Source organism: Halobacillus litoralis (genome assembly GCF_009856355.1).
In the GTDB taxonomy this organism is placed as follows: Bacteria; Bacillota; Bacilli; order Bacillales; family Halobacillaceae; genus Halobacillus; species Halobacillus litoralis_B.
On the sequence record NZ_WMEW01000012.1, the window covers coordinates 84,901 to 101,131 of the forward strand.

The 16,231-nt window shown below is 48.5% G+C and carries 14 protein-coding genes and 1 other annotated feature (1 of these 15 cut by a window edge); of the genes, 11 read left to right on the plus strand and 3 right to left on the minus strand.

Translation table 11 applies throughout. The annotated features are described in order from the left end of the window. Positions 1 to 69: 69 nt before the first annotated feature. A complete protein-coding gene (rnpA, locus tag GLV97_RS15885) occupies positions 70 to 423 on the minus strand; it encodes a ribonuclease P protein component (protein WP_160837662.1) in 354 nt (117 codons plus the stop codon). A gap of 169 nt (positions 424 to 592) precedes the next feature. Further along, entirely contained in the window at positions 593 to 730 is a 138-nt protein-coding gene (gene rpmH, locus GLV97_RS15890) for a 50S ribosomal protein L34 (protein WP_084163166.1), read from the minus strand. A 673-nt stretch (positions 731 to 1,403) separates the two neighbouring features. On the opposite strand from rpmH, the gene dnaA reads away from it, so the two are divergent. The 7 genes from dnaA (at position 1,404) to gyrA (ending at position 10,591) form a co-directional block, all read left to right on the plus strand. Beyond that, on the plus strand, positions 1,404 to 2,759 hold the full coding sequence (gene dnaA / locus GLV97_RS15895) for a chromosomal replication initiator protein DnaA (protein WP_160837664.1): 1,356 nt from the start codon (positions 1,404 to 1,406) through the stop codon (positions 2,757 to 2,759). Positions 2,760 to 2,933: 174 nt separating this feature from the next. Next, on the plus strand, positions 2,934 to 4,073 hold the full coding sequence (gene dnaN, locus GLV97_RS15900; protein WP_160837666.1) for a DNA polymerase III subunit beta: 1,140 nt from the start codon (positions 2,934 to 2,936) through the stop codon (positions 4,071 to 4,073). A 272-nt stretch (positions 4,074 to 4,345) separates the two neighbouring features. Next, positions 4,346 to 4,567, plus strand: a complete 222-nt coding sequence (gene yaaA, locus GLV97_RS15905) for a S4 domain-containing protein YaaA (protein WP_160837668.1) — start codon at positions 4,346 to 4,348, stop codon at positions 4,565 to 4,567. A gap of 12 nt (positions 4,568 to 4,579) precedes the next feature. Next, positions 4,580 to 5,698, plus strand: a complete 1,119-nt coding sequence (gene recF, locus GLV97_RS15910; RefSeq protein ID WP_160890090.1) for a DNA replication/repair protein RecF — start codon at positions 4,580 to 4,582, stop codon at positions 5,696 to 5,698. 10 nt (positions 5,699 to 5,708) lie between these two features. Next, a complete protein-coding gene (gene remB / locus GLV97_RS15915; RefSeq protein ID WP_160837672.1) occupies positions 5,709 to 5,993 on the plus strand; it encodes an extracellular matrix regulator RemB in 285 nt (94 codons plus the stop codon). A gap of 63 nt (positions 5,994 to 6,056) precedes the next feature. Beyond that, the gene (gyrB, locus tag GLV97_RS15920; RefSeq protein WP_160837674.1) at positions 6,057 to 7,979 is read left to right on the plus strand and encodes a DNA topoisomerase (ATP-hydrolyzing) subunit B; all 1,923 of its coding nucleotides are present in this window, start codon (positions 6,057 to 6,059) and stop codon (positions 7,977 to 7,979) included. 71 nt (positions 7,980 to 8,050) lie between these two features. Then, the gene (gene gyrA, locus GLV97_RS15925) at positions 8,051 to 10,591 is read left to right on the plus strand and encodes a DNA gyrase subunit A (RefSeq protein ID WP_160837676.1); all 2,541 of its coding nucleotides are present in this window, start codon (positions 8,051 to 8,053) and stop codon (positions 10,589 to 10,591) included. A 206-nt stretch (positions 10,592 to 10,797) separates the two neighbouring features. Here the strand turns inward: gyrA and GLV97_RS15930 are convergent, their stop codons facing one another. Next, positions 10,798 to 11,517 (minus strand): YaaC family protein, encoded by a 720-nt coding sequence (locus GLV97_RS15930; RefSeq protein ID WP_237417285.1) that lies wholly within the window; start codon positions 11,515 to 11,517, stop codon positions 10,798 to 10,800. A 169-nt stretch (positions 11,518 to 11,686) separates the two neighbouring features. On the opposite strand from GLV97_RS15930, the gene guaB reads away from it, so the two are divergent. The 4 genes from guaB (at position 11,687) to pdxT (ending at position 16,194) form a co-directional block, all read left to right on the plus strand. Continuing rightward, a complete protein-coding gene (gene guaB, locus GLV97_RS15935) occupies positions 11,687 to 13,156 on the plus strand; it encodes an IMP dehydrogenase (RefSeq protein ID WP_160837678.1) in 1,470 nt (489 codons plus the stop codon). A gap of 94 nt (positions 13,157 to 13,250) precedes the next feature. Further along, positions 13,251 to 14,582: a serine hydrolase gene (locus tag GLV97_RS15940; protein WP_160890091.1), complete on the plus strand. Its 1,332-nt coding sequence runs from the start codon at positions 13,251 to 13,253 to the stop codon at positions 14,580 to 14,582. A 119-nt stretch (positions 14,583 to 14,701) separates the two neighbouring features. Next, a complete protein-coding gene (gene pdxS / locus GLV97_RS15945) occupies positions 14,702 to 15,586 on the plus strand; it encodes a pyridoxal 5'-phosphate synthase lyase subunit PdxS (protein WP_160837682.1) in 885 nt (294 codons plus the stop codon). A 17-nt stretch (positions 15,587 to 15,603) separates the two neighbouring features. After that, on the plus strand, positions 15,604 to 16,194 hold the full coding sequence (gene pdxT, locus GLV97_RS15950) for a pyridoxal 5'-phosphate synthase glutaminase subunit PdxT (RefSeq protein ID WP_160837684.1): 591 nt from the start codon (positions 15,604 to 15,606) through the stop codon (positions 16,192 to 16,194). Between the two features lie 35 nt (positions 16,195 to 16,229). Further along, positions 16,230 to 16,231, plus strand: a binding site (T-box leader); it runs 213 nt beyond the window's last position.

A 16,231-nucleotide genomic window follows, 5' to 3' on the forward strand; every position in this document is an offset into this window, starting at 1 on the left:
TTCTATCAAAACGATCGTACTACGACAATCATAAGTTTAGCATTAATGACTGTCCTTTTTCTATAATGATTACATGCGAATTTTCTTATTTAGAAGCTTGGACCTCATGAGTACATGGGTCAGGCTTTTTTTGATTTCATGAAAATCCATCTGGCTGGCCGGCTTACGTGCAATGACCACCAGATCATAATGAGGATGGATATCGTCTTCCAGCTCATGAAAGGCCTGGCGCAGGTAGCGCTTAATCTGGTTGCGCTTGACCGCATGTCCCAGCTTCTTGCTGACGGAAAGACCGATGCGGAAATGCTTCTGCTCCTTTTTCTTCATGTAATAGATGACCAGCTGCCGGTTGGCGAAGGACTGGCCCCCTTGGAAAACCTTCTGAAATTCCTCGTTTTTCTTAATTCGATTTGCTTTCTTCATCGAACACCCTCCAGATGAGTGAACATAGAGGGAGTTACTGCCCTCACATTCCGATCAATCCCGTTAAAACGTTCTCATATTATCCTTAAAATAAAAGCGGGACGATCAAACCGCCCCACTTCCGACTTTCCCTATTCTGAAAAAAAGACCACTGATAGTTTTCAGTGGCCTATGCGGATAGAACTTTTCTTCCTTTACGACGACGGCGTGCAAGAACTTTACGTCCATTTGCAGAGCTCATGCGTGAACGGAAGCCGTGTACTTTTTTGCGCTTACGATTATTTGGTTGAAACGTGCGTTTACTCATTATATATACACCTCCTGGGCAATAATCCAATAAAACAATTAAAAGGCAGTCTTGAACAGTATAATAAATTCCCTCTTGAATTGTCAACTCGATTTTCGTACTTCCTTTTTCCAATTCGCGCGCTTCGTTATATAACAGACTGTCCTATAACACATCAACAAGACGAAGCTGCAGGGCTCTCATTCCCTTTTACATGACGAACATTCACAGCGGTTGTGTATAATTTTCAAGCGGATTTTGACTGTCCACAACAAATATCGACAAGAAAACCACAAACTCCAGTGCTGTGGATGAAAGTTTTCTACAAGGCCTTGATATTGTGGATAAGTTACGTCGACCCATTGCAAGCCGCGTTTTTATCTGGTATCATATTTGTGCTTAACCGTGATTGACTTCAAAACAGCTGAGATCTTTTCCACAGACTGTGGATAACGTGTGGACAGTTATTAACAGACCTGTTTATGCAGTTATGCACAGGAGTGTGGACAGTGAAAATAACTCTCTGGAAGTCTGATAAAATCAATATTTAAACATCCACACCCGTGCAGCTCCGCCGGGGATCGACAACATTATACAAACCTTATACGAGCGCCTTTCGATCCTTTTGCTACGTTCGAAAAAGAGAACGAAAGGTGTTTTTGTTTTCCAATGAAACAGAGAGGGGTGAAACAATTTGGAGAACATCCACGAATTATGGAACAATACGCTGGATCATATAAAAGAAAAAATCAGCAAACCCAGCTTTGAAACATGGCTGAAAGCTACAAAAGCCGACTCCCTTAGTGAAAATACACTCACGATCGTCGCTCCAAACGAATTCGCCAGAGACTGGCTTGAAAACCAATATGAAAGCTTGATAACAGAAACGTTATATGAAGTAACAGGCGCGGAACTGGAAACGAAGTTCATCATTCCTGAATCCAAGGATGATGCCCTGGAGGATGTGAAACTCTCTTCAAAAAAGGTTCCGAACGTGAAAAACAACGGAAATGAAGAGTCACCCCAGAGCATGCTCAATTCCAAATATACGTTTGATACGTTCGTGATCGGATCCGGCAACCGCTTCGCACACGCAGCCTCCCTGGCGGTGGCAGAAGCTCCGGCGAAGGCCTACAACCCACTGTTCATCTATGGAGGTGTGGGACTTGGAAAGACCCACTTGATGCACGCCATCGGGCATTATGTGCTGGACCATAATCCGAACGCCAAAGTGGTTTATTTGTCTTCAGAGAAGTTCACGAATGAGTTCATCAATTCGATCCGAGATAATAAAGCCGTCAATTTCAGAAACAAATACCGCAGCGTTGATGTCCTTCTTATTGATGACATCCAGTTTCTTGCGGGCAAAGAACAGACACAGGAGGAATTCTTCCATACGTTCAATACCCTGCATGAAGAAAGCAAGCAGATCGTCATCTCCAGTGACCGTCCTCCTAAAGAGATTCCGACACTGGAAGACCGCCTGCGCTCGCGCTTTGAGTGGGGATTGATCACGGATATCACACCACCGGATCTGGAAACGAGGATTGCGATACTCAGGAAAAAAGCGAAAGCGGAAGGGCTTGATATTCCGAACGAAGTCATGCTTTACATCGCCAACCAGATTGACACCAACATCCGTGAGCTCGAAGGTGCCTTGATTCGTGTCGTCGCCTACTCATCCTTAATCAACAGTGACATCAATGCCTCCCTGGCTGCGGAAGCTTTAAAGGATATTATTCCAAGCTCCAAGCCCAAGGTTATTACGATTGAAGCGATTCAGGAGATGGTCGGGGAAAAGTATAATGTCAGATTAGAAGATTTCCCTGCCAAAAAACGGACAAAATCAGTCGCCTTTCCGCGGCAGATTGCTATGTATTTATCAAGAGAATTGACCGACTTCTCCCTTCCAAAAATCGGGGAAGAGTTCGGCGGCCGGGACCATACGACCGTCATACACGCGCACGAGAAAATCTCTAAAATGGTCGCGGATGATCAGCAGCTCCAAAAAGAGCTCGATGAAATCAGAGAGCAGCTGAAATCCCACTAGTGGATACTGTGGACAGCGATTGCAGGTTCATCAACAACCTGTCCACATGTGTATAACATGCCATATCAAGGCTTTTATAAGGTTATCCACAATTCCACAGCCCATACTAGTACTATTACGACCTTTTTTATAAAAAAATATATAATATATGCTCATTAGGAGGAGTGTTCGGAAATGAAATTTGTCATCCAGCGGGATCAGTTGATGGACAGTGTCCAGAATGTCATGAAAGCCATCTCTTCAAGAACAACGATTCCAATCTTAACGGGAATGAAGTTGGAAGCGACGACAGAAGGAATCAAATTAACAGGTAGTGATTCAGATATATCCATCGAATCTTTTATCCCAGCAGAAGAAGACGGGATTGTTTATGTAGAGGGGATTGAACCGGGCAACATTGTTCTACAAGCTAAATATTTCCCTGACATCGTAAGAAAGCTGCCACAGAACACCGTTGAAATCAGCAGTGATGAATCAAGAAACGTTACCATCCGGTCAGGAAATGCAGAATTCCATCTGAACGGCCAGGATCCTGAAGAATATCCACAGCTTCCTCAGCTTCATACCGAGGACAGTTTCGAACTGCCGATCGATCTTTTGAAGAACTTGATCCGGCAGACCGTGTTCGCTGTTTCCACATCAGAAACGCGCCCGATCCTTACAGGGGTTCACGTGAAAATGGACGAAGGCAGCCTCGAGTTCATTGCGACAGACAGCCACCGTCTGGCATCAAGAAAGGTTCCACTGGATCAGCCGGAAGGAAAATCACTGCCGGCCGTCGTAATTCCAGGAAAGAGCTTGACCGAGCTGAATAAGATTCTTGGAGATTCTGATGATAAGATTGAAATCAGCGTGACAGACAACCAGGTGCTGTTCCGTACGAAGCATTTGTACTTCCTATCCCGTCTGCTGGATGGAAACTACCCGGAAACCTCCCGCTTGATTCCGGAACAGAGCAAAACCGTAGTCAAAATTGATGCGAAGGATCTTCTACAGTCCGTCGACCGTGCATCTCTATTAGCGAAAGAGAACCGGAACAACGTCGTAAGGCTCGTAACCAAAGAATCAAACCATCTCGAAATTACCGGTAACTCACCGGAAGTCGGTAACGTTGTGGAAGAAGTAACTGCAAATGATGTCGAAGGAGAAGACTTGAAGATTTCCTTCAGTGCAAAGTATATGATGGATGCACTGAAAGCCGTCGACTATGATCAAGTCAAAGTCGAATTTACTGGTGCTATGCGCCCATTCCTGATCCGCCCCGTTGACGATGATCAGATCCTTCAGCTGATTCTTCCCGTACGGACATACTGAACATACGAACCATTTGATCAAAGAAGGTGCTTGATAACTTTCGTTTCAGCACCTTCTTCTTTTTGTCTTCAAAAACCACCGGTGGAACCCGGCTGTCCTGTCCAAAAGAATGTCCTGTGGAAAAATGATGGGGAGTCAGAAAAAAGTTATCCACATTGGGGACAGCGGCTGAAAGGCATTGGTGGAAGAGTTCAAGGGATTGGACTTTCCTTACACTTATATCTTTAGTAAAATATAGAGATAGGTGAATTCATGAAATAGGGTGAAAAAATATGAGCGAAGAAATTGGAATCAGCACAGAATACATTCCACTCGGACAGTTCCTGAAATTAGCGAATGTTGTCGAATCCGGCGGGATGGTGAAAATTTTTCTGGCTGAATTTGAAGTGAATGTAAATGGTGAACCAGAAAACCGAAGAGGCCGGAAACTGTACGTGGGCGATACAGTGGAGATCGAAGAATTCGGAAGCTATAAAGTCGTAAGCGAAGGGTAACCCCCTCCATCTATGTATATCCACGAGCTGTCCCTGCGTTCCTATCGTAATTACGAACAGCTTTCATTGAGCTTCGACCATACGATCAATGTGATCATTGGTGAAAATGCCCAGGGAAAGACGAATTTGATGGAAGCGATCTATACGCTGGCCTTTACCCGCTCGCACCGGACGCCGCGGGACAAAGAATTAATACAGTGGGACCAGGAATATGGTAAAATAAAAGGGACGATCTATAAACGTAACCGCCGCTTTCCTCTGGAGATCATCATTTCCAACAAAGGGAAGAAAGCGAAGTTAAATCATATTGAGCAGAAGCGTCTGAGTGACTATATCGGCGCTTTGAATGTTGTCATGTTTGCACCTGAGGATTTGAATCTCGTCAAGGGGAGTCCTCAGGTGCGTCGTCGGTTTATTGACATGGAAATCGGCCAGATCCAGCCCGCCTATATCTATCATCTCGGACAGTACCAGAAGATTTTGAAGCAGAGGAACCACCTGCTGAAGGATCTCCAGCGGAAACCGAAGGCGGGCCGGACGATGCTCGGCATTCTGACCGAGCAGCTGGTGGAACACGCCGTGACCATCGTTGAACGACGGTTTAAGTTTCTTCAGCTTCTCAGATCCTGGGCAGGTCCCATCCATGAAGGGATCAGCCGCAGTCTTGAACAGCTGGAAATTTCGTACGATGCCAGTGTGAAAGTATCAGAGGATATGAATTTGGAAACAATAAAGAATACGTATATAGAGAAGTTCCAGGAGATCGAAACGAAGGAAGTCGAACGGGGGACCACTTTGGCAGGCCCTCACAGAGATGATCTGGTTTTCTACGTGAACGGAAAAGACGTCCAGACATACGGGTCGCAAGGTCAACAGCGGACGACAGCCTTATCTTTGAAACTCGCTGAAATCGAGCTGATTCATAGTGAAGTAGGAGAATATCCCATACTGCTTCTGGATGATGTTCTCAGTGAACTGGATGATTTCCGGCAGTCCCATCTGCTTCATACAATCCAGGGGAAAGTCCAGACGTTTGTATCCACTACGAGCATCGACGGGATTGAGCATGAAGCTTTGGAAGAAGCCGCCATTTTCCGTGTGAAAGAAGGAACGATCGAGATAGAGAAATGAGGTGCAGCGCATGTTTATTCACATTGGGGATGATCATGTGATTCAGTCGAAGGATGTCGTGGCTATTATCGATCATAGTTTGATTTCCTCCTCATCCATCATCGAGGAAATGATCGTCAGCCAGCGGAAAAACAGACGCGTCATAGAATCAAAGGAAAACCAGGCAAAAGCGATTGTCATTACCAGTGATGTCATTTATTTCAGCCCCCTTTCCGTGTACACACTGAAAAAGCGGGCGAACATGATGACCACGTTGAACAAGCTCGAGGATTTTTCTGAAGAGCCGATGGAATAGATAGAGAGAGCATTTGGTGTAAGAGATTACTGTCAAACCACTTGAGAAATGTAGGTGAGTACCATGAAGGAAGATATTATCGAAGAACAGCAGGCCTATGATGAAAGTCAGATACAGGTGCTTGAAGGCTTGGAAGCTGTTCGGAAGCGCCCCGGCATGTACATTGGATCCACCAATGAAAAAGGGCTGCACCACCTCGTGTGGGAAATTGTCGATAACAGTATCGATGAAGCGATGGCCGGCCACTGTGACCACATCCAGGTCATGATTGAAAAAGATAACAGCATCACCGTCACCGATAACGGACGTGGTATTCCTGTCGGTATCCAGGAAAAAACCGGCCGTCCGGCGGTTGAGGTTATTTTAACGGTTCTTCACGCTGGAGGTAAATTCGGCGGAGGCGGCTATAAAGTGTCCGGTGGACTGCACGGCGTCGGCGCTTCTGTCGTAAACGCCCTGTCTACGAAACTGGAAGTCTTCGTCCACCGTGACGGGGAGATCCATTACCAGTCCTATAAGCGCGGTGTACCTGAAGAAGACTTGAAAGTGATCGGGGAAACCGACAAAACCGGTACCCGCATCCATTTCATCCCGGATGATGAAATCTTCCAGGAAACCCAGGAATACAAATTTGAAATTCTGGCCAACCGACTGCGTGAGCTCGCCTTTTTGAACAAAGGCCTGACGATCACGATTGAAGATAAACGTACCGATGAAGATCCGGTCGATTATTACTACGAAGGCGGGATCCTCTCCTACGTTGAACATATGAACCGCACCCGTGAAGCGATTCACGATGCGTTCTTCATCGAAGGGGAGCAGGATGAAATCTCCATCGAAATCGCTATGCAGTACAACGACGGTTTCGCCAGTAACATTTATTCCTATGCCAACAACATTCACACGTATGAAGGCGGGACGCACGAATCCGGATTCAAGACAGGACTGACCCGCGTCATCAATGATTACGCTAGAAAGAACAACATGTTCAAGGAGACCGATCCGAACCTGACCGGTGATGACGTTCGTGAAGGTCTGACCGCGATCATATCCATCAAGCACCCGGACCCTCAGTTTGAGGGACAGACGAAGACGAAGCTCGGAAACAGTGAAGCCCGTACCGTTACGGATGCGCTGTTCTCGGAATCCTTCTCAAAGTTCCTGTTTGAAAACCCGACGATGGCCAAGACGATTGTCGAAAAAGGTTTGATGGCCTCCCGTGCCCGTATGGCTGCGAAGAAAGCGCGTGAACTGACCCGTCGTAAAAACGCGCTGGAAGTCTCCAACCTTCCTGGTAAACTGGCGGACTGTTCCTCCAAGGATGCCAACATTTCAGAACTGTATATTGTTGAGGGTGACTCCGCCGGTGGATCAGCCAAACAGGGCAGGGATCGTCATTTCCAAGCCATTCTTCCCCTGCGTGGTAAGATCATCAACGTGGAAAAAGCCCGCCTTGATAAGATCCTGTCCAACAATGAGGTGCGTGCCATTATTACAGCCCTCGGTACAGGAATCGGGGAAGAGTTTGATATTTCCAAAGCCCGTTACCATAAAATCGTGATCATGACGGATGCTGATGTGGACGGCGCCCATATCCGGACGCTGCTTCTCACCTTCTTCTACCGTTACATGCGTCCACTGATCGAAATGGGTTACATTTACATTGCCCAGCCGCCTCTTTACAAAATTCAGCAGGGGAAAGCGGTGTACTACACGTACAGCGACAAACAGCTGGATGCGAAACTGGCGGAGCTGTCCAGTTCACCGAAACCAAGCGTCCAGCGTTATAAGGGTCTTGGAGAGATGAACCCGGAGCAGCTTTGGGAAACGACGATGGATCCGGAAACACGGACGATGCTGCAGGTCAGCCTGGAAGATGCGATAGGAGCGGATGAAACGTTTGATATCCTGATGGGAGACAAAGTCGAACCGCGTCGTAACTTCATTCAGGAAAATGCGCAGTATGTTCAGAATCTTGATGTGTAAGAGATAGATCGGAGAAGGAGCTTTTGTTAAGGCTCCCTCTCTTCCTTTAAGGCAACTAGGAGGTAAATAGAATGGTCGATCAACCCGAGCGCCCGCGCGTGCAGGAAATCAATATCAGCCAGGAGATGCGTACATCCTTCCTGGACTATGCGATGAGTGTTATCGTCGCCCGGGCTCTGCCTGATGTCAGAGACGGTTTGAAACCTGTACACCGCAGAATACTATATGCCATGCACGACCTTGGTATGCATGCAGACAAAGCTTACAAGAAATCCGCACGTATCGTCGGAGAGGTGATCGGTAAGTACCACCCTCACGGTGATTCCGCCGTTTACGATACGATGGTGCGGATGGCGCAGGACTTCAACTACCGCTATATGCTTGTCGACGGACACGGAAACTTCGGTTCTGTCGATGGCGATGCAGCGGCAGCGATGCGTTATACCGAAGCCCGGATGTCGAAGATCTCCATGGAGATTCTCCGGGATATCAACAAGGATACGATAGACTACAACGACAACTACGATGGCACGGAGCGGGAGCCGGAAGTGCTTCCAGCCAAATTCCCGAACCTGCTCGTTAACGGAGGATCAGGAATTGCCGTCGGTATGGCGACCAACATTCCGCCTCATCAGCTTGGGGAAGTGATCGACGCGGTGCTGGCGTTAAGTAAGGATCCGGAGATTACCATCCAGGAATTGATGGAGAACCATATTTACGGACCGGACTTCCCGACAGCTGGTAAAATCCTCGGTTTAAGCGGGATTCGTAAAGCGTACGAAACCGGAAAAGGCTCACTGACCGTCCGCGCCCATGTGGAAATCGAAGAGCAGTCCAACGGTAAATCATTCCTGATTGTTACGGAGCTTCCTTATCAGGTGAACAAAGCCCGGCTCGTCGAAAAAATCGCCGACCTCGCCCGTGATAAGAAAGTGGACGGAATTACCGATCTTCGTGACGAATCGGATCGGAACGGCATGAGGATTGTCATTGAACTGCGCCGGGACGTCAACCCGAATGTACTGCTGAACAACCTGTACAAAATGACGGCCCTGCAGTCCACGTTCGGCATTAACATGCTGGCCCTCGTCAACGGCCACCCGAAAGTGCTCAATCTGAAGCAGTGCCTGGAATACTATCTGGATCACCAGAAGGTCGTCATCCGCCGCCGTACGGAATATGAGCTGAAAAAGGCCGAAGCCCGCGCTCACATCCTTGCTGGTTTACGAATTGCCCTTGACCACTTGGATGAAGTCATTGCATTGATTCGTGAATCCCAGACGACGGAAATCGCCCGGACCGGCTTGATGGAACGCTTCAGCCTCTCAGAAAAGCAGGCCCAGGCGATCCTTGATATGCGTCTGCAGCGTCTGACTGGTCTTGAGCGCGAAAAGATCGAAGAAGAATACCAGGATATTATGAAGCTGATCGCTGAGTTGAAAGCGATTCTTGCGGATGATGAGAAAGTATTGGAAATTATTCGCGGGGAACTGATGGATATTAAAGAGCGCTACAATGATGAGCGCCGCACAGAAATCGTGCTCGGTGGTACAGACTTCATTGAAGACGAAGACTTGATTCCTGAGGAAACGGTCATTGTGACCCTGACTCATCAGGGATACATCAAACGTCTTCCAGCGAACACCTACCGCTCCCAGCGCCGCGGCGGACGAGGAGTCCAGGGTATGGGTACCCATGAAGAGGACTTTGTGGAGCATCTGCTTTCCACATCCACCCACAATACGTTGTTGTTCTTCTCGAACAAAGGGAAGGTCTACAAGGCGAAGGGCTATGAAGTACCGGAATTCAGTCGTACAGCGAAAGGGATTCCGATCATCAACATGCTGAACGTGGAGCGTGATGAGTGGATCAACGCCGTGATTTCCGTCAACGAATTCGCTGATGACTGGTACCTCGTTTTCACAACGAAAAACGGAATCACCAAGCGGACGACCCTTTCCCAGTTTGCCAACATCCGCAAAGGCGGTCTGATTGCCCTTGGACTGCGCGAGGATGATGAATTGATTTCCGTCCGTCTCACTGATGGAAACAAGGACATTATGATTGGAACGAAGAACGGGTACCTGATCCGCTTCAACGAAGACCAAATCCGTGCCATGGGCCGTACAGCAGCAGGAGTGAAGGGAATATCTCTCCGCGCGGACGATGATGTCGTATCCATGGAAATCGTTGATGATTCCCTGCAGGTGCTGACCGTGACAAGTAAAGGTTACGGCAAGCGTACACCGGCAGATGAATACCGCATCACCAACCGCGGTGGTAAAGGAATCATTACATGTAACCTGACGGATAAAAATGGACATGTCGTCGCAACAAAAGCCATCAACGGTGAAGAGGATATCATGATCATCACCGAAAGCGGCGTCTTGATCCGTATGCCGATGGAAAGCATCTCGGAAACCGGCCGGAACACACAAGGTGTCCGTCTCATCCGCCTCGGCGACGGGGAGGAAGTTGCAACGGTTGCACGAGTGGATTCCGAGAAGGAAGAAGAGGAAGCAGCAGAGCTGATGGACCAGGAGTCTCCAGAAGAGACACCTGTTGTCGGAGATCAGCCGGAAACAACAGAAGATCACTCAGATGAATCATAAAACACATGATCGCCGCCTGCCTTTTTTCGGCAGGCGGCTTTTTTTATACCTGATGGGAATAGTGGAGGACTGTAATGAAAGCAGCTTCTGAAAAGGTGGAGACCGGCTGTCTGCTCATCATGACCGATGGTCAATCTGTTGGAGATTGGGAGGTTGTCGAAAGGCATCGGAAAGAAGTCCACGTGTAAATCAAAGACCGCCGTCTGTCACTGAATGGACAGATGGCGGTCTTTCAGCCATGTGCTGATCAACGCCGGCACCTGATCGACGGCAGACTGCAGAAAATGAACGATAAAGACAAAATCCTCCCTGTCCCTCATCTGTTCCATCTCTCCCCACCAGTCCCCTTCATAACGGACGAGCATACTGAGGTTATATAGAACAGCAAAATAACTGAGCAGCTCCGGCCATGCCTTTCCTTCATCTCCGGGCTGAATATTTTTCAGCAGGTAAAGCTCCCGCATAGCCGGCAGAGGCCGGAGCAGTTCATCCATTGCTGCCTTTTCTTTTTCCACTGAAAAGCCAAACAAATGAGAGGCGGCATGAGGGAACAGGCCATGCGGCTGGATTCTGATGTCATCTTCAAGAAAACGGTATTGCTGCTTCTTCCTTTTCCGCGTTGAAAGTCCGTGGGCAAGCACTTTGGCTGTAGCCGGATAACCGGGATCCACCGTCAATAGACACGCCTTCAAATAATGGTTCAGTCCATAGTATAAAAGGAGAGGCTGGACGCTTAAGGGAGTGGAAGAGGCGGAAGAGACATATTCCCCTCCAAGGGTAAGTCCGTACATAAAACGCTCGGCATTGTTATAGGCGTGATGCTCCACCCGGGAATGCTGTCCATCTGTATAACAGGCGTGCAGAAATGGCCGGGTGTGGGAGGTTACCTGCAGGTACTGCAAAAATGAATCCGGCCGTCCCATCATCTTCATTCCCTCCTTTTTTTCCTCCGTTGTTCCGCCTTCATTTTTATGGTTGAAAAAGGGCGGTCATTGTCGTATTGTAAATAACAATAAGAAATGGCGGCTTCCTGCTGTTCCACTTATTTTACCCACTTTTACCCAGATTATTTTCAAGAAAAAGGAGAGGTCAAGCATGCGAGAAGACAAGTTTGCAAAAGAAGGATTAACGTTTGATGATGTACTGCTTTTACCTGCGAAATCTGATGTACTGCCCCGCGATGTATCCCTGAGGACAGAACTTTCCCCGACGCTGAAGCTGAACATGCCGATTATCAGTGCCGGTATGGACACGGTAACCGAAGCGGCGATGGCTATTGGAATGGCACGCCAGGGTGGTCTTGGCGTCATTCATAAGAACATGTCCATTGAAGAGCAGGCCGAACACGTCGATCGTGTCAAACGCTCCGAAAGCGGCGTCATCACGAATCCATTCTTTTTAACCCCTGAGCACCAAGTGTTTGATGCAGAACACCTGATGGGCAAATTCCGGATTTCCGGTGTTCCGATCGTGAACAATGAAGAAGAACAGAAGCTTGTCGGCATTTTGACAAACCGTGACCTCCGTTTCATCGAAGACTATTCTATTCAGATTCAGGAAGTGATGACGAGCGAAGACCTTGTCACAGCACCTGTGGGGACGACGCTGGATGAAGCTGAAAAAATCCTTCAGAAATATAAGATTGAGAAGCTGCCGATGGTCGATAATCAGGGGATCCTGAAAGGCCTGATTACCATTAAGGATATCGAGAAAGTGATTGAATTCCCGCAGTCAGCCAAGGATGAGCAGGGCCGGCTGCTGTGTGCGGCTGCTGTCGGTGTCACAGCTGATGCGATGACACGGATTGATAAGCTTGTGGAAGCCGGTGTCGACGCGCTTGTTGTGGATACGGCCCACGGTCATTCCCAGGGAGTGATCGCCCAGGTGAAACGCATCCGTGACCGTCATCCGAATGTCAACATTATTGCCGGAAACGTAGCGACTCCTGACGCCACCCGTGAGCTGATCGAAGCCGGGGCGGATGTAGTCAAAGTCGGTATCGGACCGGGATCGATCTGTACGACCCGTGTTGTCGCCGGTGTCGGTGTGCCTCAGATTACAGCCGTCTACGACTGTGCACGAGAAGCAGCGAAACTGGGTAAGCCGGTCATTGCCGACGGTGGAATTAAATACTCCGGGGATATCGTCAAAGCGATCGCCGCCGGTGGGCATGCCGTGATGCTCGGAAGCCTGCTTGCCGGTGTATCCGAAAGCCCGGGCGAAACGGAGATCTTTCAGGGCCGCCGTTTCAAAGTGTACCGCGGTATGGGATCTGTCAGTGCCATGGAATCCGGTTCCAAGGACCGCTATTTCCAAAATGAATCGGAATCGAAAAAGCTTGTACCGGAAGGCATCGAAGGCCGTATGCCATATAAAGGACCGCTTTCCGACAGCATTCACCAGCTGCTCGGAGGTCTCCGTTCAGGTATGGGGTACTGTGGAACACCGAACTTAGACGCATTGAGAAATGACAGTCAGTTCACACGCATCACAGGAGCGGGTCTCAGAGAGAGTCACCCCCACGATGTCCAGATTACCAAAGAATCGCCGAACTACTCCGTTTGACCTAGATAGACAGGGACTATTCCCTGTCTATTCTTTTATATACGCATGTGATAAAATAACAGGGATGCATAATTTAAGGGTGGAGGTAGAGAAAGTGACACAAAGATTTAAAACATCTATCGCCTTAATCATGTCCTTGTTGATCGGGATTTTCGCTGTAAGTGCCAATCCCGGACATACATACGCAAGCGTAGATGTTGGGGCAAAATCAGCGATACTTGTAGATGCAGAAACCGGGAAAATTTTGTTTGAGAAAGAAGCGGATTTGACACTGCCGCCGGCCAGTATGACGAAGATGATGACTGAATACCTCGTCATGGAGGCGGTGGAAGAGGGGAAAATCAGCTGGGATCAGAAGACCCCTGTCAGTCAGTATGCTTTTGATATATCAGCCAACCCGGAATATTCCGGTGTCGGCTTACGTTTAGATGAACAATACACTGTACGTGAACTTTATGAAGCGATGGCTATCAACTCGGATAATGCCACGACGATTGCTCTTGCGGAGTTAGTGGCTGGGACCGAAGGCGAATTCGTCAAAATGATGAATGCCAAGGCACAGGAAATGGGACTGCCGGATTATGAATTTGTGAACGCCACGGGACTAAACAACAGTCATTTGGAAGACAACTATCCTGAAGGCACCGATCCGGAAGCGACCAATATGATGTCGGCCAAATCGGCAGCACTTCTGGCGTATCACTTAACGAATGACTATCCGGAAGCCCTGGAAGTTTCAAGCAAGCCGACGCTTGAATTTGCCGACCAGACCGTCACCAACTGGAACTGGATGCTTCCAGGCATGCCTGGTCAGAACTTGAAGCAGTTTGAATACGAGGGCATGGACGGCCTGAAGACCGGTTACACAGAGCTTGCCGGGAATACATTTACAGGGACCGCCGAGCGTGATGGTCAGCGTTTCATCTCTGTCGTAATGAAATCTGAAACACGTTCCTCCCGTTTCAATCAGACACGGACCCTTCTGGATTACGGTTTTAATCAATTTACAAGGCAGGAGATTCTTGCTGCCGGGGAAACCGTAGAAGACCAGGATTCTATTTCTGTTGCAAAAGGAAAAGAAGACGCTGCAGCCATTGAAACGAGTGAAGCTTTGAGCACCCTTTTGAAGAGCGGCGAACAAGAAGACTATGAAGTGGAATTTTCCATCTCCGAAGACCAGCTTGACGAGGACGGCAAGCTTGTAGCTCCTGTCGAGAAAGGTCAGAAGGTCGGAACAGCCAGACTGGTCTACACGGGAGACGAAAGCTACGGGAACCTTGTGAAGGAAGAGGGACAGACCGTCGATATCGTTACATCGGAAGCCGTGGAAAAAGCCAACTGGTTCATGCTGATGCTGGGTGGAATCGGTGATTTCTTCAGTGATATTTTCACTGGAGCTGTCGATATGGTGAAAGGCTGGTTCTAACTGTAAAATCCCTATTTAATGAGTGGGAATTAAGGCTGTAATGCGATACAATAGAGAGTAAGAATCAATGATTCAAAAATAAATGCTTGAATGATATAGCTGTTAGGGAGGAAATTAACATGTCACAAACAGGTACTGAACGCGTAAAACGTGGAATGGCTGAAATGCAGAAAGGCGGCGTCATCATGGACGTTGTCAATGCAGAGCAGGCGAAGATTGCAGAAGAAGCAGGTGCGGTTGCGGTTATGGCCCTTGAGCGTGTTCCAGCCGATATCCGTGCGGCCGGCGGCGTTGCTCGTATGGCTGACCCGACGATCGTTGAAGAAGTGATGAACGCTGTATCCATCCCTGTCATGGCCAAAGCTCGTATCGGCCACATTGCAGAAGCCCGGGTTCTTGAAGCGATGGGTGTCGACTACATCGATGAAAGTGAAGTCCTGACACCGGCTGATGAAATCTACCACATCAAAAAAGACGATTATACCGTTCCTTTCGTATGTGGATGCCGTAACATCGGTGAAGCGACACGCCGTATCCGTGAAGGTGCCTCTATGCTCCGTACCAAGGGAGAGCCGGGTACAGGAAACATCGTTGAAGCTGTCCGTCACATGCGTCAGATTCAATCCGAAATCCGCCACCTTCAAAGCCTTGCAGAAGACGAAGTGATGGTCTTTGCCAAGGAAAATGGCGCACCATTCGATCTTCTTATGGAAATCCGTGAAGAAGGACGTCTTCCTGTCGTAAACTTTGCTGCAGGTGGTATTGCGACACCAGCGGATGCCGCTCTTATGATGCAGCTTGGTGCAGACGGCGTGTTCGTCGGCTCCGGTATCTTCAAGTCCAATAACCCTGCTCAGTTCGCCCGTGCGATTGTAGAAGCTACGACTCACTACGACGATTACAAGCTGATCGGCGAATTGTCCAAAGGTCTTGGAACAGCGATGAAAGGCATGGAAATGTCCACGCTTACTTCTGATCAGCGTATGCAGGAGCGCAGCCAGTAAGAAAAGGAGAATGCAGCATGACTACTATCGGTGTATTAGGTCTGCAGGGAGCTTTCCGAGAGCATATCCGCTCTGTGGAAGCCTCTGGTGCCACCGGCGTTGTTGTTAAGAAAAAAGAACAGCTGGATGACATTGACGGACTGATTATTCCCGGCGGGGAAAGTACAGCGATCCGCCGCTTAATTGATAAGTATGACTTCCTTGAACCGATCCGTGAATTCGGAAAGCAGGGGAAGCCGATCTTCGGTACGTGTGCAGGCTTGATCCTGCTTGCTTCTGAAATTGACGGCTCTTATGACGTCCACCTCGGATTGATGGATATCAAAGTCCGCCGTAATGCCTTCGGCAGACAACGGGAAAGCTTTGAAGCCGACCTGGATATCGACGGGGTCGCCGATCAGTTTACAGCTGTGTTCATTCGAGCCCCTTATATCGAGGGGGTAGGAGAAGAGACGAAGGTACTGGCCCGCTATGACGGTCATATTGTGGCTGCTCAGCAGGACCATTATCTCGCCTGCTCCTTCCACCCTGAACTGACAGAAGACCACCGTTTGGTTTTACATTTTGTAAAAATGGTGGAGCAATCCCGAAAAAGCCTTGCAATGTAAGGTGAATTCAGCTAATCTAAGATCACTAAATATGAAT